The 21,632-nt window shown below is 53.1% G+C and carries 18 protein-coding genes; 9 read left to right on the top strand and 9 right to left on the bottom strand.

Translation table 11 applies throughout. The features are described 5' to 3' along the window. Nucleotides 1-234: 234 nt before the first annotated feature. Nucleotides 235-1,671, top strand: coding sequence for a cache domain-containing protein (locus tag AC2FNV_RS05665; RefSeq protein WP_170605277.1), 1,437 nt, complete (start codon nt 235-237; stop codon nt 1,669-1,671). Continuing rightward, entirely contained in the window at nt 1,671-2,315 is a 645-nt protein-coding gene (locus tag AC2FNV_RS05660) for a response regulator transcription factor (protein ID WP_170605275.1), read from the top strand. Before AC2FNV_RS05665 ends, AC2FNV_RS05660 begins: the two co-directional genes overlap by 1 nt. Before the next feature lie 36 nt (nt 2,316-2,351). On the opposite strand, the gene AC2FNV_RS05655 is transcribed toward AC2FNV_RS05660, so the two are convergent. Both AC2FNV_RS05655 and AC2FNV_RS05650 read right to left on the bottom strand, forming a co-directional pair. Beyond that, entirely contained in the window at nt 2,352-2,741 is a 390-nt protein-coding gene (locus AC2FNV_RS05655) for a bleomycin resistance protein (protein WP_170605273.1), read from the bottom strand. Nucleotides 2,742-2,787: 46 nt separating this feature from the next. Beyond that, complete coding sequence (locus tag AC2FNV_RS05650) at nt 2,788-3,633, bottom strand: HalD/BesD family halogenase (RefSeq protein WP_170605338.1); 846 nt, start codon at nt 3,631-3,633, stop codon at nt 2,788-2,790. Nucleotides 3,634-4,059: 426 nt separating this feature from the next. On the opposite strand from AC2FNV_RS05650, the gene AC2FNV_RS05645 reads away from it, so the two are divergent. The 4 genes from AC2FNV_RS05645 to AC2FNV_RS05630 all read left to right on the top strand — a co-directional run bounded on the left by AC2FNV_RS05645 (nt 4,060) and on the right by AC2FNV_RS05630 (nt 8,767). Then, on the top strand, nt 4,060-5,811 hold the full coding sequence (locus AC2FNV_RS05645; protein WP_170605271.1) for an acetolactate synthase 3 large subunit: 1,752 nt from the start codon (nt 4,060-4,062) through the stop codon (nt 5,809-5,811). 61 nt (nt 5,812-5,872) lie between these two features. Continuing rightward, nucleotides 5,873-7,135 carry a glycosyltransferase family 87 protein gene (locus AC2FNV_RS05640; protein ID WP_170605269.1) on the top strand — a complete coding sequence of 421 codons (1,263 nt, stop codon included), beginning with the start codon at nt 5,873-5,875 and terminating at the stop codon, nt 7,133-7,135. Beyond that, nucleotides 7,132-7,692 carry an acetolactate synthase small subunit gene (ilvN, locus tag AC2FNV_RS05635; RefSeq protein ID WP_170472618.1) on the top strand — a complete coding sequence of 187 codons (561 nt, stop codon included), beginning with the start codon at nt 7,132-7,134 and terminating at the stop codon, nt 7,690-7,692. The genes AC2FNV_RS05640 and ilvN overlap by 4 nt, the downstream gene beginning before the upstream one ends. Nucleotides 7,693-8,002: 310 nt before the next feature. Further along, nucleotides 8,003-8,767: a helix-turn-helix domain-containing protein gene (locus AC2FNV_RS05630; protein WP_254442497.1), complete on the top strand. Its 765-nt coding sequence runs from the start codon at nt 8,003-8,005 to the stop codon at nt 8,765-8,767. Between the two features lie 23 nt (nt 8,768-8,790). Here the strand turns inward: AC2FNV_RS05630 and AC2FNV_RS05625 are convergent, their stop codons facing one another. The 3 genes from AC2FNV_RS05625 to prfB all read right to left on the bottom strand — a co-directional run bounded on the left by AC2FNV_RS05625 (nt 8,791) and on the right by prfB (nt 12,318). Further along, on the bottom strand, nt 8,791-9,588 hold the full coding sequence (locus AC2FNV_RS05625) for a DUF2189 domain-containing protein (protein WP_170605267.1): 798 nt from the start codon (nt 9,586-9,588) through the stop codon (nt 8,791-8,793). 28 nt (nt 9,589-9,616) lie between these two features. Further along, on the bottom strand, nt 9,617-11,014 hold the full coding sequence (locus tag AC2FNV_RS05620) for an amidase (protein ID WP_170610501.1): 1,398 nt from the start codon (nt 11,012-11,014) through the stop codon (nt 9,617-9,619). 179 nt (nt 11,015-11,193) lie between these two features. After that, nucleotides 11,194-12,318, bottom strand: a complete 1,125-nt coding sequence (gene prfB / locus AC2FNV_RS05615; RefSeq protein WP_170605263.1) for a peptide chain release factor 2 — start codon at nt 12,316-12,318, stop codon at nt 11,194-11,196. Nucleotides 12,319-12,395: 77 nt separating this feature from the next. Here prfB and AC2FNV_RS05610 point away from each other — a divergent pair, with 77 nt between their 5' ends. Then, the gene (locus AC2FNV_RS05610; RefSeq protein WP_170610497.1) at nt 12,396-13,229 is read left to right on the top strand and encodes an aminoglycoside phosphotransferase family protein; all 834 of its coding nucleotides are present in this window, start codon (nt 12,396-12,398) and stop codon (nt 13,227-13,229) included. Here AC2FNV_RS05610 and AC2FNV_RS05605 read toward each other — a convergent pair. The 3 genes from AC2FNV_RS05605 to AC2FNV_RS05595 all read right to left on the bottom strand — a co-directional run bounded on the left by AC2FNV_RS05605 (nt 13,223) and on the right by AC2FNV_RS05595 (nt 18,257). Further along, the gene (locus AC2FNV_RS05605; RefSeq protein WP_170605259.1) at nt 13,223-15,712 is read right to left on the bottom strand and encodes a penicillin-binding protein 1A; all 2,490 of its coding nucleotides are present in this window, start codon (nt 15,710-15,712) and stop codon (nt 13,223-13,225) included. The genes AC2FNV_RS05610 and AC2FNV_RS05605 overlap by 7 nt on opposite strands. A 95-nt stretch (nt 15,713-15,807) precedes the next feature. Beyond that, entirely contained in the window at nt 15,808-17,028 is a 1,221-nt protein-coding gene (locus AC2FNV_RS05600) for an N-acetylmuramoyl-L-alanine amidase (protein WP_170472638.1), read from the bottom strand. A gap of 65 nt (nt 17,029-17,093) precedes the next feature. Continuing rightward, nucleotides 17,094-18,257, bottom strand: coding sequence for a pyridoxal phosphate-dependent aminotransferase (locus AC2FNV_RS05595; protein WP_170605257.1), 1,164 nt, complete (start codon nt 18,255-18,257; stop codon nt 17,094-17,096). On the opposite strand from AC2FNV_RS05595, the gene AC2FNV_RS05590 reads away from it, so the two are divergent. Together AC2FNV_RS05590 and AC2FNV_RS05585 are read left to right on the top strand one after the other, a co-directional pair. Then, the gene (locus AC2FNV_RS05590) at nt 18,256-19,638 is read left to right on the top strand and encodes a M48 family metalloprotease (RefSeq protein WP_170605255.1); all 1,383 of its coding nucleotides are present in this window, start codon (nt 18,256-18,258) and stop codon (nt 19,636-19,638) included. The two genes, AC2FNV_RS05595 and AC2FNV_RS05590, sit on opposite strands and share 2 nt — an antisense overlap. After that, on the top strand, nt 19,635-20,393 hold the full coding sequence (locus AC2FNV_RS05585; RefSeq protein ID WP_170605253.1) for a DsbA family protein: 759 nt from the start codon (nt 19,635-19,637) through the stop codon (nt 20,391-20,393). Before AC2FNV_RS05590 ends, AC2FNV_RS05585 begins: the two co-directional genes overlap by 4 nt. A gap of 95 nt (nt 20,394-20,488) precedes the next feature. Here AC2FNV_RS05585 and ispG read toward each other — a convergent pair whose 3' ends face one another. Next, nucleotides 20,489-21,610, bottom strand: coding sequence for a flavodoxin-dependent (E)-4-hydroxy-3-methylbut-2-enyl-diphosphate synthase (ispG, locus tag AC2FNV_RS05580; protein WP_170605251.1), 1,122 nt, complete (start codon nt 21,608-21,610; stop codon nt 20,489-20,491). Nucleotides 21,611-21,632: the final 22 nt, after the last annotated feature.

Here is a 21,632-nt window from a genome sequence, read left to right as displayed (position 1 = left end):
CTTCATAATTCACGACCCGAGCGAAGCCCGGACCAATTGATCTCAGTGCGCGCCAGCCTACTGACACTCGATTGAAAGTGAATACCAAGAACTACGTAGCTGAGCCTGTTTTTTGCTACTCAACGCTGAAAATCAGGGCTGTTTTGCGTTTTGTAACCCCAGTCTTCAGTTCTTTGACACCGGATTCGCCCAATCTTTTTGCAATTTTCCGCTGGCTTGCGTATCGATTCGTCTATGAGGGGATTTCGTAACTTAATTTCGCTGACCTACGGACAGAAGCTGTCGCTCGTGGCAGCAATCCCCCTGATCGTGGCAGTGGCAGCTATTGCGTTTTTTGTCGCGTACGAAGCCCGTGCAACCGCCGAAAGGGAAATTCAGGCGTTAGAGCGCCGATTGGTCGAAGCGAAGAAAATCGAGTTGCGTAATTACGTGACACAAGCGCGCAACGGATTCGCATATATTTACGGGCGGGCCTCACCTGAAGATCAGGCTGCGAAAACACTGGTCACTCAAATTCTGTCTGCCATGATTTACGGAAAGGACGGCTTTTTTTTCGTTTATGATTATGAAGGCAACAACCTCGTAAGCCCTCGCCAGACTGAATTTATCAACCGAAATTGGGTTGGTTTGACGGACAGTGACGGAACACCTGTCGTTGACGAATTCATCCGCCTCGCCCGACAAGGCGCAGGATGGCACAGTTTCATGTGGCAGAAACCGTCGACCGGGGAAGAAGCACAAATGATCGCGTACGTCGTTGGTTTGCAGGATTGGCGCTGGGTGGTTGGAACCGGAGTGTTCATTGATGACATCGTCGCCACGGTGGCAAACGCACGCGCCGAAGTCGAAGCCCGTGTTCAGCGAACATTCCTATATATCGGCGGAATCGTACTTGCTGCGGTGCTGATCGTTTTCGCCTCGGGCATGTTGCTGAACTTCCGTGAGCGCAGGCTGGCTGACGCCAAACTCAAAGAACTGACCCAACGCGTTTTCGATGCACAAGAAGAAGAACGTGGTCGAGTGGCACGTGAACTGCACGACGGTATCAGCCAGATATTAGTCGGCGTCAGATATGCGCTGGACAACGCCCGGCGACGACTTTCGCGGGGTGATGATGAAGGCGCGCGGGTGCCATTGGACAAAGGTATAGAAAACTTAGGCAGCGCCATCACGGAAGTTCGGCGCATAAGCAGAGACCTACGCCCTGGTGTTCTGGATGATTTGGGCCTTGGGCCAGCGCTCAAAGCTCTGACCGACGACTTTCGCGAACGAACCGGGATCGAAACTGAATTTTCGACGGTCGTATTCCGTAACAGGCTGGATCAGGACAGCAAGATCGCCCTTTATCGGATTGCCCAAGAAGCTTTGACAAATATTGAGCGCCATTCCGGTGCGACACATGTAACTATAGATTTGCGTGGTCACAAAAAGGGCGCGACCATGAGGATCACCGACAACGGTCATGGCTTACCCAACGGCCCGGATCGAGTCAGCACAGGCATCGGCCTGCGAAACATGCAAGAACGAATCGAACAGCTTGACGGATCGCTGCGTATTCTGTCATCCCGCGGGGCACGCGGCGGCACGGTAATCGAAGCGAGCCTACCACTGAGTCACTTGCTTTCTCCACAGGAAGAAGATGCAACTCCGAAACGAAAGGCCGGTTCCTGATGACGAACGCGATCCGAGTCCTGATCGTAGACGACCACCCCATGGTCGCCGAAGGGATCCAATCTTTATTGGAAAGCTATGACGAGATTGAGGTCGTTGGCACCCTGTCTAACGGGCAAGAGGCCGTAGATCAGGTAACTACTTTATTGCCAGATGTAATCCTGATGGACCTTAATATGCCAGGCCTTGGAGGGCTGAGCGCAACCGAAATCATCTTAGAGCGCCTGCCGGAAACGCGCGTTCTAATCCTGTCGATGCATGACAGCCCGGAATATATCTCGACCGCGCTGAGCCATGGTGCCCGCGGCTATGTACTCAAAGATGTCCCTACGGATGAGATCAAACAGGCCATCGACGCGGTTATGCGAGGTGACAAATACCTTTGCACCGGGGCCAGCGGTTCGCTGAAACCCAAGCAGGATAATGCACGAGAAGCTCTGACTGGGCGTGAACAAACCATCCTGCTGGAACTGGCGCAGGGCAAATCCAACAAAGAGGTTGCGTTGGGTTTGGATATTTCAGTTCGCACGGTCGAGACGCACAGAAAGAACATAAAGCATAAGCTTGGCATCTCGTCGACTGCTGGCCTGACCCGATACGCACTGGAACACGGAATGCTGCAAGGAACCGGCCATAGTTTCTGACAGGGTTGCTTGAGGCTCTCAAGACAAGGGCAACGATTATGCCGATGGTCGCGCGCCAACGGCCTGCCCAAAGAAAACCAAAGTGCCATCTTCGTCGATTACGTGAAACTCTCGCTGATGATAGGGTTGATTGAATGGCGGTCGAACGCGACCCGGTGGCAAATCGGACAAGTTAGGTTCCAATTGTGCGTACAGCTCATCAATACCCATAACATCGATGTAAAATGACTGATTATCCCCCAACGGTCGCCCGTCAGGTCGTTTCGGGCATTCAAGAAGGCGGATCGCGACACTACCATTTCTGAGAAATGCGTAATTTTCCTGTCTAAAGGTGCAGGAAAATCCAAGGCGGTCACAATAGAAGTCGATTTGGTTTTGCAACGAAGAACACAAAACAAACGGCGTCAGCTGCACAATTTCAGACACGTGGCCCTCCATAGTAAGTGACGAGCGCAACTTTTTCGGCGACCGTCTAATCCAGAAGTCGGTCTTTCCGAATACCTTCCCGTTCATAATGTTGTGGTAAAACGCGACCGTATAGTTGTCGGGTCCTCTCGACGCCCCCGCACATTCCCTCAGCCTCGACAAATGAGAAAATACCAACGTAGCGCCTCCGTTCGCCTTCGACCGGCGCAACACGATGCAATGAATATCGGCCCTTGAATATCTGCAAATCGCCAGGCTGCAGATCCAGATGCCGGACCTGGCTCGTGTTTCCGTCTAAAACAGAAGCTACTGCGTCAAAGTTTTCCTCTTTGGAAGTACGGAGGTTGGGCACATATTGAAACGCACCACCCTTTTCACCATTCTGAATGGCCAAGGTTACAGTGTAATTGTTCGTATCGAAATGCCATGGGAATCCTTGCCCTTTTTCCACGACATTAATGATTACGTCAGCCAGCGGATCGTCGTACCGAAAAAAATGCTCTTTCGGTTCGTCTAGCGCTGCCCGGATGAAAGGTAAAAATGATGCATCCTCGTAAATACGGCGCAGCGGACCAGATTTGGCAAAATTATCTGCAGGCACAAACGCGTTGGAGCGTTCATAAAAACGGCGTATTGGGTGCCCGACCCCGAAACGCGTATCGTCTTTGGTAAAGTAAGCGTTCGTGCGATTAAAGGAACGGTGCGCCTTGTCAGAGACTCCGTCTGCTTCGCTCAATATATGATTAAGGCCGTTCTCATGCACGAAACCAGGTAAGACTGCGCAGCCTTCCTCGTTTAGATCACGGCGAAGATCATTGATCATCTGAGTGTAACCCCACGAATCCGGACGATCGATTGGGTATCGCCCGAGGTCAACCAGATCCTGCAGCATGATCCGCTCCTCCATTTTTTTCGCTGTCAGGTTCAGATTGTCTGAACACGACATGTCGATCATGCCCGTTTCGGACATAGACCTGACGTTTTCAGACCTGAAAAATCCCACGGGTCGCAATCAAAAGAGGCTCAAATTTCGCGGAAATTCCCGACACAGGTCACTTTACGCAATAAAATGTCGCAAAAATCACCTTTTCCGTTAGGAAATTGGGTCGATTGCCTGTTGACGGCCCCTGCCCCCGAACATAATGTCGCCTGCAAGCTAAGAAGGAGCCTCTGGCGATGAGAGCGCTAGTCGTAATCGTAGGAAACAAGCGCATGGGCCGGTAACGGTAAGCCATAATCGACCCCATGCGCCTCCGAAGACCTCGGAGGCTTTTTTTTTGCTGAATGCAAGACACATGTCGCGAACGGAGCAAAGCAGATGACACGTGAGATGACCGGCGCAAAAATGGTTGTTCAGGCCCTCAAGGATCAGGGCGTGGATACGGTATTCGGGTACCCCGGTGGCGCCGTCCTACCGATCTATGACGAGATATTTCTGCAAAACGACATTAGGCACATTCTGGTACGGCACGAACAGGGCGCGGTTCATGCAGCCGAAGGTTATGCCAGGTCGACCGGCAAGCCGGGCGTGGCCCTTGTTACATCAGGCCCGGGCGCTACGAATGCCGTTACCGGCCTGACTGACGCGTTGATGGACTCGATCCCGATTGTCGTCCTGACTGGTCAGGTTCCGACCTTCATGATTGGCTCTGACGCGTTTCAAGAAGCTGACACGGTTGGCATTACCCGCCCGTGCACCAAACATAATTGGCTGGTAAAAGACACAGATTCTCTTTCAGGAACCATGCACGAGGCATTCCACGTTGCCACGTCTGGTCGCCCGGGCCCTGTTTTGATCGACATCCCCAAGGACGTTCAATTCGCCACAGGCGAATACTCGGCACCAAAACCTTCGACCTCGCACTACCAGCCGGTACTGAAGGGCGATCTTGAAGAAATCACCGAACTTGTTGCGGCAATAGAAACTGCCAAGAAGCCAATATTCTATACTGGCGGCGGCGTTATCAATTCCGGCCCTGCCGCAAGTCAGCTTTTGCGCGAACTTGTCGACAGCACGGGATTTCCGATCACGTCGACACTCATGGGGTTGGGTGCCTACCCTGCCTCTGGTGAAAACTGGCTTGGGATGCTGGGGATGCATGGCCTTTATGAGGCCAATCTGGCGATGCATGACTGCGATCTGATGATCAATATTGGCGCACGTTTCGACGACCGGATCACCGGGCGCATCGATGCGTTTTCACCCAACTCCAAGAAGGCACATATCGATATCGATCCGTCCTCGATCAACAAAGTGATCCGCGTAGACATTCCGATTGTTGGTGACGTTGCACATGTTCTGGAAGACATTCTTAAAGTCTGGAAAGCACGAGGCCGCAAAACAGACTCAGCGAATGTAAAAAAGTGGCAGAACCAGATAGCGGAATGGCGGAAGGTCAACTGCCTTGCATTTACCAACAGTGAAAAGTCGATCAAGCCACAATATGCGCTGCAACGCCTTGAGGAGTTGACCAAAAAACACGACCGTTATGTCACGACTGAGGTTGGGCAACACCAAATGTGGGCGGCACAGTATCTGGGTTTCGAAGATCCAAACCGCTGGATGACATCCGGCGGGCTCGGGACCATGGGCTATGGCTTTCCTGCGTCAATAGGTGTGCAAATGGCGCATCCGGACGCCTTAGTGATAAATGTTGCGGGCGAAGCATCGTGGCTGATGAACATGCAGGAAATGGGCACCGCTGTGCAATATCGCCTGCCGGTAAAGCAGTTCATACTCAACAATGAGCGCCTTGGCATGGTCCGTCAGTGGCAGGAGTTGTTGCACGGCGAGCGGTATTCGCACAGCTGGTCAGAGGCTCTGCCCGATTTTGTAAAACTCGCCGAGGCGTTTGGAGCAAAGGGTATTCTATGTTCTGATCCCGCGGACTTGGACGAAGCGATCATGGAAATGATCAATTACGATGGCCCGGTCATCTTTGATTGCGTTGTTGAAAAACACGAAAATTGTTTCCCAATGATACCGTCAGGCAAAGCACATAACGAGATGCTTTTGGGCGAGGCAGAGACACAAGGCGTTATTCAGGCGGGTGGTGCTGTTCTCGTATGATCCGGCCAATGAAGGTGAGTGTGACGCGGCCTGCAAAGTGCACAAATAGAAGGTAAAAGTGATGGCCCACACGGGAATCGCAGACGCACAGGAGGTGGACGAGGCCTCGCTACGACTGCAAGTCTTCGATACGCGTCGGGGATGGCAGTTAGGTATTTTAATGCCCGCGTTTGTATTGACGATGTTTGTCACCTGGATTTTCAGCGGGTTAGCAAGCATCATCGACGCTGATGTAACATCGTTCAACAATGATTTCCGCATTTTCTGGGGTGCAGCACGGCTGGCAATCGTTGACACCCCTTTAGCGGCTTTTGACATAGACAAACTCGCAGAAATGCACGGCGTCAGCGATGGGCGATGGATGCCGTGGTCGTATCCGCCATCCTATCTGGTCGCGCTGATGCCCTTGGGGATGATGTCCTTTCCTTTGGCTTGGGGCGTTTTCAGCGTTTTGTCGATGCTGGCTATTGCTGCCGCCACGCGCCCGTTCACCAAAGGTCATCCCCAGGTTTGGTTAGCCTTTGCTTTCGCCCCAGCCTATTTGCCGCCCCTGTTTATGGGGCAGAACAGTTTGATTTGGGCAGCGGGCCTTTTGGCTGCCTTGGCTGCAATAAAAGACAATAGGCCGGTTATCGCAGGCGTCCTTATCGGCTTGCTTACCCTAAAGCCTCAGTTGGGTATCCTTATCCCTATCGCACTGATCGCCAGCGGCGCATGGCGTACATTTGTTTCAGCTTCTGTGACCACCATAATGCTGTCCGTCGGCGCGACGCTAATTGTTGGTGTAGAGTATTGGTCCGAGCTACGCGAAATGATGGAGATTCATTTCAGCGTCATTAAAAGCACAAGTGCAGTGAATGATCTTATGGTCAGCCCATTTGGCGTACTCGCCGGATTGGGGATGCAGGTTTCAACTGCACTAACGATTCAGTGGTGTTTCACCGCCGTAGCCGCAGCAACAGTCGCCATAGCGTGGCGTAGCCCTGCGGTTGGGTTCGACTTGCGCGCTGCTGTCCTCATCATAGCGATATTATTGTCTACACCTTATCTCTGGTACTATGAGTCCGCGCTTTTGGCCCCTGCCGCGCTTTTCCTACTTCGAGCAGGTGTTCTGAAACCCAACCTGCTGGGACTGTTGCTAAGCGCTGCAATGTGGCTTGGGCTTTCCCCTGCTTTGATGCTGGTCGTGTTCGGTTTCGAACCGTCTTTTCGCTATTCTTTTGCACCTATTGTGCTTTTGGCTTTTGCAACCTGTTTCTGGGCCGTAATCCACCGCTTGGGAGCGGCTGGTTCTACGCCTGACAATCTGGAGGAACATCCATGACCCCGCTGAACATCGTCAAAGGTTCCAACCGCCATTCGGCCTACAATCTGCGACCGACCTTTTCTGACGAACAAGAACGACACACAATTGCTTTGCTGGTTGAAAACGAACCCGGTGTTTTGGCCCGGGTTATCGGATTGTTTTCCGGCAGGGGTTATAACATCGAAAGCCTGACGGTGGCCGAGGTCGATCATACTGGCCACCTGAGCCGGATCACAATCGTGACCACCGGTACACCGCAAGTTATCGAGCAGATCAAAGCGCAACTCGGTCGAATTGTGCCTGTGCATGACGTACACGATCTGACCGTCGAAGGGCCTTCGGTCGAGCGCGAGCTAGCCATCGTCAAAGTTGTTGGCGAAGGCGACAAACGGGTCGAGGCCCTGCGCCTGGCGGATATTTTTCGCGCTAATGTTGTAGATAGTACGCTGAACTCGTTTATTTTCGAGATTACCGGTGCGCCGGACAAGATCGATGCATTTGCGGACCTCATGCGCCCACTCGGTTTAGTCGAGGTCGCCAGAACTGGTGTCGCAGCCCTTCTTCGCGGCGATTGATCATTCTCGACGCACCTTGTCCCGTTCGGAATATATCCGGCGGGCCGAGTTGTAGTTGCAATATGTTCGTTTTGATCTTCACCCAGTAGTCTTGCTGGGGGCCTAATGACTCTACCCTAAAAAATGCATGAAATTGTTTATGCAAAACACCATAAAGCCTATTGCGTTTGCCATTTTGGTCGTTAGCTTATGTACCGCAAAGTGGCGAATCTGACGTCCTATGTAGTCTTTTTTGTGATTATGACTGTTATTCGGTCATTTTGTCCGAGCGGTCGTGTTTTCCTGCAGTGTTAGAAAATTTTGGACGGACATGGCCGATACCATTCGCAGCCCTAAAGAATTGCGCAATATGTTTGGGGCTAACTTACGGCGCCTAGCGCAGGTTTATCCTTCTGTCGCCGCTTTGTGCCGACAACTTGGCATAAATCGTACCCAGTTTAACCGGTACCTTTCAGGGGAAAGCTTTCCCCGGCCTGATGTGCTTGACCGAATATGCCGATTTTTCGAAGTAGATGCCCGAATTCTGCTGAAGCCCTTGGACGACATAGATCCTCAACTGAGTTATCCGTCCGCAGAAGTGTTTGAGAACTTCCTGACATCAAAGGCTCAACCTTCTTTACCGCCGGGTTTTTTTTGGATGACAGAGACCCATTCAAGCGCCAAACAAGAAGAGTGTAGTCGGCTTTTATTCATACGCAGGGTCGGCCAGACGACCGTGTTAAGAGGTTATGAATCAAGGCAGATAATGCCGGACACACCGACATATTTGCGTGAACTTCAGGGCATTGTTTGTCATGCAAACGCACAGGTTTGTGTTTTGATGTCTCGACGCGGAGGACAAGACAGCCGCGTCATGGTTGTCTCGGAACAGCTAGGTGAAAGCACCTCTATATGGTTCGGCTATACGTCGTATTTGTCCGGAACTGATGATCGCCCTTCGGTCGTTCGCCCAACCAAGCTGTTGTTTTTGGGGGGTAACCTCTCAATGGCGATTAAACTGTCTCGGGTTTCGTCAAAAGTTTCAGGGCATGCAAAACTCGGCCACCCGGAATTGGATTCAGTTACCGATGGTTAGCCTGTCTGCTGCGACATGTATTATCAGTCACCAGCCGAACTCGGTGAATTCGAAATGTCGCCCTCTGTTATCAAGCGATAAAGGTGCCAACTGGCATGCCCTAATATTGGCAGGGCCACCAATAGACCTAAGAACCAAGGTATCATCGCTAAAAATGTGACTATCGAGATAAAGGCACCCCACATTAGCATAACCCAAAAATTCGTCCTGACATAAGAGTAGCTGGCGATCATTGCAGTCACGAAGTCCAGCTCTCGATCCAACAGCATCGGTATCGACAACACCGATATCATAAATAAAATTAACGCGAATACCGCACCCACCGCCGTGCCGAATGCCAACATGGTCAATCCGTTTAGGGTCAAAAGAACTTCGGGCGAAGACGAGATATTTGTCATTGTTGAAAGGCCCAAGAACAATGCAAAGATCATGTGCCCCAGGAAAAACCAAAACAAAAACATGACAACTATGATAGCGCAGATCGAGGGTAATTGCCGACTGGTTTGCTGAAGCACCACGCCGAAGATCGCATTGAAACTCAGCGGTTCGCCCTGTTCCAATCGGCGTGACACCTCATAAAGCCCGACAGCGGCAAATGGCCCCAACAAAGGAAATCCAATCGCTGCCAGAACCAGCCAAAATGAAGTTCCCGTCTTCACCGTAATCCAGGCCATAATCCAGCCAGCGATAACATAGAAACCCGCGAACAAAAGTCCAAAAACGGGCGCTTGGCGATAGTCCTGCCAAGCCATGCCCAGGGCCTTCCGTAGCATCGCCGGATCCGCTGATTTCATTGTCGGCACGCCGAAGGGTTTTTCCATTCTTCGGTTCTCCTCCCGAAAGTTGTTGTCACGCAGCAGGTCTGGTTTGCGGCCACTTCGTCGCTTCGTGATAGGCCGCTCCAATTGACAGCAATTTCGCATCGGATTCCCGCGGGCCAAGCAACTGAATTCCCATCGGCAAACCCTGCGCCCCAAAGCCAGCAGGCATAGATAAACACGGCAGCCCTATTAAGCTGACAGGTGTCACGACCTGCATCCAGCGATGATAAGTTTCCATAGGCGTGCTGGCGATTTCTGTTGGATACGGAATATCGACATCGAAAGGCCATACCTGTGCAGCTGGCAGGACAAGCGCATCAAATTCCGCAAACAGTTCTACAGCCTGCCGAAACCACTCGGACCGGACGACACTGGCATTGTGTACATCCATTGCGCTGAAGTTCATTCCTCGCGAAAGTTCCCACTGTGCGCTGTCTTTCAGCAACTCCCGGCGATTGGCCAACGGCATCAATCCTGCTGCAACGCTCCAGGATCGTAAAGTGATCCAGCTGTCCCAAATCCGGTCTGCAGCGAAAGGCGGCGCCAAGTCCTCAACCACCGCACCCAAATCGGAAAACGCTCGCAATGCATCTTTGCAAATATCAAGCACCCCTTCTTCGCATGGAAAGGCCCCTCCCCAGTCGCCAAGCCATCCGATCCGCAGCTCGGACAAATCGGTGTCAGCCAATGGGCTCACTGGAAGGCTCGCACGGCTGAGCGGCTGCCTTGGTTCAGGCCCTGACAGAACATCCAACAATAGCCCCAAATCCTCGGGACAACGCGCCATTGGACCAGCCGTAGACAACTGATGAAGAAAACTGTCGCCAACGGGTTCGGAAGGAACCCGACCCCAACTGGGTCGAAATCCATAGACGTTGTTCCATGCCGCTGGGTTGCGTAGGCTGCCCATCATGTCAGAACCATCAGCAAGTGACACCATGCCTGTTGCTAGTGCTACTGCCGCGCCGCCTGACGATCCCCCGCAGGATCGCGACGGGTCGTAGGGGTTTCTTGTCGCCCCATAAACAGGGTTGAAGGTATGCGACCCAAGTCCGAATTCCGGAGTATTCGTTTTTCCAATCAAAATTGCTCCTGCCTTACGTAAGCGAGACGCAAGCAGGTCATCTGCTTTGGGAACATGATCCCGAAAGATAGGTGATCCCTGAGTCGAAACAACTCCGGCTACATTGACCAGATCCTTGACCGCGATCGGTATTCCGTGAAGTGGCCCCCTGTTGGCGCCTTCGTCCATCGACCGCGCTTCTGCCAGCAAAACCTCAGGTTCCCGAAGGGCGACGATGGCGTTCACGCGCCCGTTCACTTCCCCGATCCGTTCCAACGTTGCGCGCATCAATTCAAGTGCGCTGAGGCGCCCCGATGACAGTTCGCGCTGCAATGAAGTGGCCGAAGTTTGGGCTAAATCCATAAGGCAGAAAAGGCTCTTGTTGTGGGTATCCTGACTCAGCCTATCCGGGGCGCATCATCATTTAAACACGCAGTTTGAATACATCTTTTCCTGCTTTGCCCTACACGCATTTTTGTCTGGCCCGAATTACCCCCGAGTGATTTCGGCATGGAGATATGATTGAATATTCTGCAGGCAGTTTAGTCGCTCTGCGCTTCGGACCTGCTTTTGCCCGCGACATTTAGTGCCAGCGTCGCGGCCATGAAACCATCGAGATCGCCATCCAAAACTCCCTTGGTGTCCGAGGTTTCAAAATTCGTCCGCAGATCCTTGACCATTTGATAGGGCTGCAAAACGTAGGATCTGATCTGATTGCCCCAACCTGCGTCCCCTTTGGCTTCGTGCGCTGCATTGATTTCTGCGTTGCGACGGTCAAGTTCCTGCTGGTACAAGCGCGATTTCAGGGCTTTCATCGCGATGTCCCTGTTTTGATGCTGAGACTTTTCTGAACTCGTCACAACAATCCCAGTTGGAATGTGTGTGATCCGCACCGCCGAGTCGGTCGTGTTAACATGCTGCCCACCTGCACCAGATGATCGGTACGTATCGATACGGATATCCGCGGGGTTTACATCGATCTCTATATTGTCGTCGACCACAGGGTATACCCAAACCGAGCTGAAAGACGTGTGCCGTTTTGCAGCCGAGTCGAACGGCGAGATACGAACCAGCCGATGTACTCCGCTTTCGGACTTTAGCCAGCCATAGGCATTGTGCCCGGAAATTTTGTAGGCTGCGGACTTAATTCCCGCTTCCTCGCCAGCCGTTTCTGATTGGAGCTCGACCGTGTAACCCTTTTTCTCCGCCCAACGAACATACATCCTCGCCAGCATTGAAGCCCAATCACAGCTTTCCGTACCTCCTGCGCCCGAGTTGATTTCGAGGAACGTGTCATTGCCGTCCGCCTCACCATCCAGAAGTGCCTCCAGCTCTTTTTTCGCAGCCTTCGCCTTCAGTTTGGTCAGTGCCTCTTCGGCGTCGGTAACAACCTCCTCGTCTTCCTCCAACTCACCCAGTTCAATCAGTTCGATGTTGTCGTTGAGATCAGTTTTGATCGAATCGTAAGTTTCGATGGCGTCCACCAATAACTGACGTTCGCGCATCAGTTTTTGGGCGCTTTCAGGGTTGTCCCAAAGATTTGGATCCTCGACGCGAGCGTTGAACTCCTCTAATCGGTGTGGCGCCGTCTCATAGTCCATACGCTGCGCCAAAAGCTCCAGCGACTTTTCGATTTCCGTCACTACATTCTGGGTTTCGGCGCGCATGGTCAGGTCCCAACTTGCTCAATCAGGCCTGCGTGATAGCAAGAGCTTTGGGCCACCACAAGACGAGCCGAAATGTTGTGACTGATCCAAGAGACGAGTTTCTTGCCAAATGGCAACTGACCTTTCCAGTTCTGGTCGCTGAAACCGATCAGGCGCAGGTATGGAGGGTTGTACAAGCTGACGGTCGCTTTGCCGCGCTAAAACTGTATCGTCGTTCGGATCGCGGCAACGAGACGCACGGGTCCAGCTTATTACGGCTATGGCAAAGTCGCGGTGCGGTTCGAATTGTCCAAGATGAAAAATCTGCAGTACTTATGGATTGGTTGGATGGGCCATCTCTTGGTGATCTGGCGCGGGCCGGCAGGCCTGATGCTGCACTCGCCGTGCTGGCCAAAATCGCCGGTCGCCTCCATCATGCGCCGGTCGTTAAGGACGCTGAATTGAAACCTCTTCATGAGGTTTTTGACCCCATGTTCTCTTGCCAATTCTCACTTAATTGCCCAAGCGACTTTCGGAGGGATATGGTTCGAGCAATGCATCTGGCGCGAACCCTGCTGACCAGCCAACCGATTGCGACCGCGCTACACGGAGACCTGCATCCTGACAATGTCATTCTAACAGATGATGGCCCACGGGTATTCGACGCCAAAGGGTATCTGGGTGATCCCGCGTTTGAACTCGCAAATGCCCTGCGCCATCCAAAGGGCATGGTCGAACTGGTGCGACAACGAAGTCAGATTGAGCGGTGCCTTACACTCTATTCCAGTGCGATGAACGTAAGCTCTGAGCGACTGGCGCAATGGGCCGCTGCAAAATGCGCACTGTCGATATTCTGGCGTGCCGACGGACAGATCAAGCACGACAACGAGGCCGACTTACTGCATCTGCTGCTTGAGATCGTGGATCAATAAAGCCCACCGCCCTGTAACTCACCCTGACTGGCATTGGGACCGACGATAATGCTCTCGCCAGTTGAAGTCGTGACTTGGCGAGCCGATCCCTGAGCTTCTTCAAACAAGGGCAGATCAGACCCCATGGCAAAGCCACCGTCGAAAACACGGTCAATAAAACCATCAACGCCATCGCGGAAGTATTCGGCAACTACGTATTCACCTGCCGCATCATCCGGCAGTCGCGCACCGCTAAAGCGATCGATTTTTATGAAGTGACCACCGGGGGGAACGTCAAAGGGACCGCCTCCATATTTTTCAACAGCCTTTTCCATAAAGCTTTGGAAAACAGGGCCGCACATTGTGCCACCATATGCCCCACGCCCCATTGCGCGTGGGCGATCATATCCAATGTAACAGCCAGCCACGATGTTCGAGGTGAATCCGATAAACCAAGCGTCCTTAGAGTCGTTGGTAGTACCGGTTTTGCCAGCCGTCGGCACAGGCAGATTGACGTGACGCGCCGCAGTGCCGCGATCAACCACACCTTTCATCATGGACGTAAGTTGATAGGCGGTGATTGCATCCATAACCTGTTCGCGATCGGTTACGATCTGCGGAGTCTCATTCGGTTCCAGCCAACTTGAGTTGCAATCAAGACATTGGCGATCGTCGTGCCGGTATATCGTTTTGCCAAAACGGTCTTGAATCCGGTCGACCAAGGTGGGGTCGACGCGTTCGCCGCCATTGGCAAACATCGCGTATGCTGCGACCATTTTATATAGAGTTGTCTCTTCAGACCCCAAAGAGTTGGCAAGGAACGCGCCCATGCGGTCATATACGCCAAAGCGTTCTGCATATCCCGCGACCACAGGCATGGTTACTTCCTGAGCCAAACGGATGGTCATCAGGTTCCGCGATTGTTCAATTCCAGTCCGAAGCGGCGTAGGTCCATAGAACTTGTTGGACGAATTCTTGGGCCTCCAAAGACCCTGAGGCGTGTTGACCTCAATTGGAGCATCCACAACGATTGTTGCAGGGCTGTATCCACTATCCAAGGCGGCGGCGTAGACAAAAGGTTTAAAACTGGACCCAGGCTGGCGTTGTGCTTGGGTAGCGCGATTGAAAACAGTGTCTTGGTAGGAAAACCCACCTTGCATCGCAAGAACACGGCCCGAGTTTACATCCATCGCGACAAAGGCGCCCTGTACTTCGGGCACCTGACGGGCGGACCACTGTCCTTCTTCGCCAGCTACAACAAGGACGACGTCACCCCGTTTGAAATTGGCCGCAAAATCACCCTGCATCCACTGGATATCAGATCGTGGGATAACTCCATCCGCCGGACCATTTTCGATTCCTACGGTCAACGATTGCTCGGCCACATTCAGTACAACGGCTGGATACCACAGCGTCGGCAATAGAACGTCGCGGGGAATTTCTATGACGGATAACGCCTCGCGCCATTGAGCTTCATCTCCGAGTTTGTCTTCCGGTATGACTTCACCTGTTCCGCGCCATCTTCCGCGTGATCGGTCATATTTCTGCAAGGCTTCTCGTAAGGCTCGGGCTGCTTCGACCTGCATTTCCTCGTCAACTGAGGCACGGACTGTAAAGCCACCTGTAAAAAATTCGCCCTCGCCAAAATCCTCGCTGAGTTGGCGGCGGATTTCGTCGGTAAAGTAATCACGAGGTGGAAGCGCGGTGCGGAAGCTTTCAAAGTCGCCATTTTGGACCGAGCGAAGCGGCATATCGACCTCTGCCTCATAGGTCGCCTGATCGATGTATCCGTTTTGCTGCATCTCCCGCAGGACATAATTACGTCGCGCCAGCAGGCGTTCTTTCTGTCTGACAGGATGGTAATCTGACGGCGCCTTGGGCATCGCGGCCAACATTGCAGCCTCATGCGGAGCCAGTTCTTGTAGCGTCTTGTTGAAATAAGTCTGCGCAGCAGCCGTAACGCCATACGAATTCTGGCCCAGAAAAATCTCGTTCATATAAAGTTCGAGAATCTGTTCCTTGTCCAACGTATCCTCAAGCCTGGTGGCAAGGATTATTTCCTTGATCTTGCGTTCTGCCCGTCTGTCACCCGACAGCAAAAAGTTCTTCATCACCTGCTGCGTGATTGTCGACGCCCCGCGGACGGTTTCACCTTTGGTACGTACGGCCTCGACACCGGCGGCCACGATACCGCGTGGATCGTAGCCCTGATGGGTGTAGAAATTCTTATCTTCCGCAGAGATGAAGGCTTGTTTCACGAGGTCGGGAATTTCTTCGGACGGCGTGAACAAGCGGCGTTCTTGGGCAAACTCGTCTATCAACTGACCTTCGCCGGAATAAATTCGGCTTATGGTCGGCGGTTTGTATTGAGCCAGCGACTCGTGGCTGGGCAGATCGCGCCCATACATCCAGAAGATCGCGCCAATCACCAGCGCGGTCATAAAGATTCCCAAAGTCACGAGGCTGAAGATTGCCCCGAAAAAAGAAAGAATAAACCGGATCACGTTACTGCCTTTTTCTCGCGGTGCCGCCTATATAGTGCCGCCCTGCCCGCGGGTCAAAACACGAAAGGCTACATTAGCCGTTTTGCGCCGTCGGGTCACTGACCGATCAGGGATCGTTTTACCAGATCTTCCTTACGCCACCTTTCCAGTCCATTAAAAATTCCCTGCGCCATCCCGGCGCGCCATTCCGGATTTCGGATATTTTCAAGGTCACGGGGGCTGGACAAAAACCCCAGTTCAACCAGAACAGAGGGGATATCCGCCGCTTTGAGTACAGAAAAAGATGCTGTGCGGATTGGTTTGCTGTTCATCGGCCCGCCTTGCTGGGCCATTCCGTCTGCTATGGCTCTCGCCAAAGCTTGCGTACGTGGTTGGGTTTCACGGCGAGCCATGTCCAAAAGTATGTCAGCCACTTGATCATCCGATCCGCTCAAATCGACACCCGAAATTAGGTCACCGCGATCATGTCGTTCAGCGAGTTTCAGGCTGGCAACATCTGAAGCTTCTGCCGACAAAGTATAAACGGCTGCTCCGTGAGCGCGGCCTTCCGAAAGTGAATCTGCATGTAACGAGATAAAAATGTCTGCGCCGGCCCGATGGGCAAGCGCGATGCGGCGCTCCAGAGAAACAAAGTGATCGTCCACTCTGGTCAAAACGACTTCGTAGCTACCAGACCGCAGGAGTACTTCACGCAGCTCGCGCGCGAATGTCAGCATCAAGGTTTTCTCGTCGACACCACCCACTTCTGCACCGGGATCAATACCACCATGACCTGGGTCGAGCATCACGCGCACCGGACCTTTGGCATCTAGTCCTGGCGCAACTGAAGAAACTGAAGGTTCCGGTAAATCCCATCCCGGTTGACGCGGCGCGCCAGCGCCGGCAGCAAAAGTTTCGAAGTCCGTTCCCATGAGGTTTAGCGTCAGCACTGCGCCGCCTGTCGCAGAATCGACCCGCAAATCGGAAGTCTCGACTGCTAGCGGTGCGCCCAGTTCCAAAACCAACCGCGACCAACCGGGAACATAAGCCCCAAACTGAACATCGCTGACGCGACCAGTCTGTAAAAACACGTCGCGATCCAACCCTGTCCAGTCCACCTCTTGAAAGTCCAAAACCATCCTGTAGGGATCGCGCAAAGTGAATATCCGGTAAGGCACACCTTGGCTGAGCGCCAATTCAACGCGGACTCCCGCCCTGCCCTGATCGGTTATTCGGGATTGTTCCGGTAATATGCGTGCTAGCGCGTTAAAGCTCTGCGCAAACGCAGCGCCGCTAAACGACCAGATAAGCGCGATGGCGAAAATTATCCTGCTCATGACCTCAAGTTTTTTTGAGATTCTTTTGCCCCACCCTACAGCACGGAAGGGAGTTTGTGAACGCTCTAGCCCGCAGCTGAGCCTGCACCTCGGTTTGCCATGAATTCACGCAGGCGACTCAACCCTTCTTCTATGTCGGCAGATGAACGAGCATAAGAAAAACGTAGCGTTGTATGACCTCGTAATGGATCGAAATCCAACCCTGGCGTCACGGCGACCCCAGCTTCATCCAGAATCTCAGCAGCAAATGCGAGACTGTCATCAGTTAACTCGGAAACGTCGGCATAAACGTAGAATGCCCCATCTGGCGGCGCGATATTAGTAAAACCCGCTTTTGGGAGCCCCTCGAGCATTAACGCGCGATTTGCCCTGTAAACGTCCAGATTGGCTTGCAACTCATCGTCACACTCCATCGCCGCCAGTGCCGCCACCTGGCTGGCATGAGGAGCGCAGATAAACATGTTCTGCGCAATGCGTTCGACGACACGCACCTGATCTTCGGGGACAACCATCCAACCAACACGCCAGCCAGTCATCGAAAAGTACTTGGAAAACGAGTTGATAACATAGCACTCGTCGGTCAACTCCAGCGCTGTAACGGCTTTGGCCTCATATTCTAACCCGTGGTAAATTTCGTCACTGATAAAGGATGCGCCCTGACTATGCGCAGCTTCGATCAATGCGCCCATTGAACCGTGATTTAGCATCGTTCCAGTCGGATTCGCAGGCGAAGCGACCATTAGCCCTTGTAAATCCTTATCCAAAAAATCCCCTGGAACCGGTTGCAACCGATTTTCCGGAGCGGTTTGCAAATCGACGGGCACCAGCCCCAAAGCCTTGAGAATCTGACGATACGATGGATATCCCGGCGCACCAATTCCGACGCGATCACCGCTGTCGAACAAGGCAGTAAACGTTAGTAGGAATGCGCCCGACGATCCGGGGGTTACAACAACTCTTTCCGGGTTCAAGTCCACGTTGTACCAATCGCCATACAACTGTGCGATCCGCTTTCTCAGGGCTGGTAAACCCAAGGCAACCGTATAACCCAATGGACCTTGGGACATTTCTTTTGCCAAAGCATCAACAGCACCTTTGGGTGCACCCGTTCCTGGCTGGCCAACTTCCATGTGGATGATGTGACGCCCTGCTTCTTCCGCTCGGCGCGCCGCTTCCATCACATCCATCACGATAAAGGGATCGACCCTGGACCGGGTTGAGTTTCTCATGCCCATCTCCCATGTTGCAGACATGGCTTTTGAACGCTTATCCAGGCTGGCGTCAATCCCGACCCTGTTGTTGGTGGCAGCGACATGGATATCAAGTCTTGCTCAGGCCAGTGCTCAAAGTCTGATCCGTGACCCGGATATCGAACATGGGTTGAGGGAACTGGCATTTCCTCTTTTGCGGGCGGCTGGCCTAAACACAAACAGAGTGCGGATTTTTGTGGTCAACGACTCGACCTTCAATGCATTTGTCATCGACTATAACGCAATCTACCTGAACTATGGCCTGGTCCTTTCAAGCGAAAGTCCAGAGATGTTGCAGGCAGTGATCGCACACGAAGCTGCCCATATCGCCAACGGTCATCTGGCAAGGCGCGCAGAAAACCTGCGAGCAGCTCAACGGAATGCGCAGTTCGGTACAGCGCTCGCCCTGATTACCGCCCTCGCTGGCGGCGGTGAAGCTGCAGCGGGCATTGCAGTGGGGACGTCTTCGTCGGCTTTACGCAGTTTTCTTGGGCACACCCGCGCCGAAGAGGCAGCAGCAGACCGCAGTGCCGCCAGCTATCTGCGTTGGGCCGGAATTTCACCAAGCGGTATGGTCAACTTGCACAGAAAATTCGCCGGTCAGGAATTGCTGACTACGTATAATCAGGACCCTTATATGCGTTCGCACCCGACTAGCCGCGAAAGACTCCGCGCGGCAGAAGCTTTTTTGGAAGAGTTCGGCGATCAAGCCACGCGCAGCGCAAATGCGGATTACTGGTTCGCCCGCATCAAGGGAAAGTTGTCTGCTTTTTTACGAGCGCCCGGTTGGACCCTGCGTCGAGCGGCCGAAGAAAACCACCAGGACATAAGGCTTATGCGTGAGGCGTCAGCCTATCATCAAAACCGCAATTTAAGCCAAGCCCGCAAGGCCATCAACGCTGCCCTGCAACTTCGCCCAGACGATCCATTTTATTATGAACTGAAAGGGCAAATTTTATTGGAAAACAGGCAGGTAAAAGACGCTATTGAAGCATATGGCGCCGCTGTAGAAATGGCGCCGCATGACGCGTTGATACTTGCGGGCTATGGGCGCGCCTTGCTGGCCGACGACCAGACGAAAGAGGCTTTAAAAGCACTTGAGAAAGCACGCACCAGGGACTACCGAAACTTAAGACTAATGCAGGATTTGGGCGTCGCTTACGCGCAGCTAGGAAACAAAGGTATGGCTTCGGCCGTTACGGCGGAAAAATACGCATTGCAGGGCCGTCTGGCAGACGCTGGCATTCATGCGAAACGTGCCGTTGCGCAGTTGCCCGAAGGATCTCCGGGTTGGCAAAGGGCGCAGGACGTGCTGATTGCTTCGGAACGCGCTGAGAAAAACAAAAGGAGAAGGAAATGATCCTCAGACATGTTGCACCCGCCCTTCTGGGGCTTTCCTTGATTACCGGTCCTGTGCTCGCGCTCGACCTCAGCGCACTCAGCGACGACGAGAAGGCTGAATTTGGCGCGCAGGTTCGGGAATACCTCCTCGAAAACCCTGAAGTGATTATCGAGGCAATAAACATACTGGAACAGCGCAACGCCGTAGCCGAAGCCGAGGCCGATAAACAGCTCGTGGCTGCCAACCAAGAAGAACTGTTCAACGACGGTTATAGCTGGGTGGGCGGCAATCCTGATGGTGACATAACTCTGGTCGAATTTATGGACTATCGTTGCGGCTATTGCCGCCGCGCGGTGCCCGAAGTGGCCAGTCTGTTAGAATCTGACGGCAACATTCGCCTTGTGATAAAAGAGCTGCCCATTCTGGGTGAAGCATCAATTATGTCATCCCGCTTTGCTGTAGCGACGAAACAGGTTGCCGGAGACGACGCGTATAAACAAGTACACGACGCCCTGTTGGAGTTCAGCGGCGAACCCAACGAAGTTACCTTGCGCCGTATCTCGGACGGTTTAGGGTTGGACAGCGATGCGATTATCGTGGCCATGGACAGCGACGACGTCACTGCTGAGATCAATCAGACGCGCGAGCTTGCCAGGAAGATGAATATCTCTGGCACGCCCTCATTTGTTTTGGGAACCGAAATGCTGCGGGGCTTCCTGCCAGCGGATCAGATGCAGCAGATCGCGGATGGCGTAAGGGCGGACAAAAGCTAAAGCAATCCCTTTTCATTCGTCAGAGACCAGATTTAGGCTTCTAGGCGGTGGCGTTCAATGCGCGTCATAAGTAGTGCCAGAACGCTGTTGGTGAATTACTCAGCCGCCGCCTGAACTGCATCAAGCTCTGCTGCCTTTTTCTCGACCTCTTCCACGATGTGATCAATCATCTTTTCATTCGACATTTTGTGGCTAGCCTTGCCTGCCAAATAAACCATTCCCGACCCCGCTCCGCCGCCGGTAAAACCGACATCTGTCATCAATGCCTCGCCCGGGCCGTTCACAACGCAACCGATGATCGAAAGGCTCATGGGAGTCTTGATATGCTCCAATCGGTGCTCAAGCACTTCGACAGTTTTTATCACGTCAAATCCCTGACGCGCGCAGGATGGGCACGAGATGATATTGACACCGCGGTGACGTAGACCGAGCGACTTCAGTATCTCAAAACCGACCTTAACTTCTTCTACGGGATCGGCGGACAGGCTTACGCGGATCGTATCACCAATGCCCATCCAAAGCAGATTACCCAAACCAATTGCCGACTTGATGGTGCCGGATACCAGTCCGCCTGCCTCGGTTATGCCCAGATGGATGGGAGCGTCGGTAGCCTCGGCAATACCCTGATAAGCGGCGGCTGACAGAAAAACATCGCTGGCTTTTACGCTGATCTTGAATTCATGGAAGTCATTGTCCTCAAGAATCCTGATATGTTCCAGCCCGCTTTCGACCATCGCCTCGGGGCATGGCTCACCGTATTTCTCAAGTAGGTGTTTTTCCAGACTGCCCGCGTTGACGCCGATACGTATTGAACAATTGTGGTCACGCGCGGCCTTGATAACTTCTTTCACACGCTTTTCGTCACCAATATTTCCGGGATTGATGCGAAGACAGGCGGCACCGGCTTCAGCCGCCTCTATACCGCGCCGGTAGTGGAAGTGAATATCCGCAACGATCGGAACCGGGCTTTCCCGAACGATTTCATTAAGTGCCTTTGAAGACGCTTCGTCCGGGACAGAGACCCTGACGATATCTGCACCTGCTTCTGCCGCAGCCTGTACCTGCGCCACGGTTGCGGCCACATCGGTTGTAAGCGTGTTCGTCATAGTTTGCACCGCGATCGGAGCATCACCGCCGACGGGTACATCGCCAACCATAATCTGACGGGACTTGCGGCGATAAATGTCGCGCCACGGGCGCACGTGATTGAGGGACATATGGGCTGTTCCGGCGTTACCT

The organism is Ruegeria sp. BHSA163 (assembly GCF_059613365.1).
This window is presented reverse-complemented; position numbering and strand designations above follow the sequence as displayed.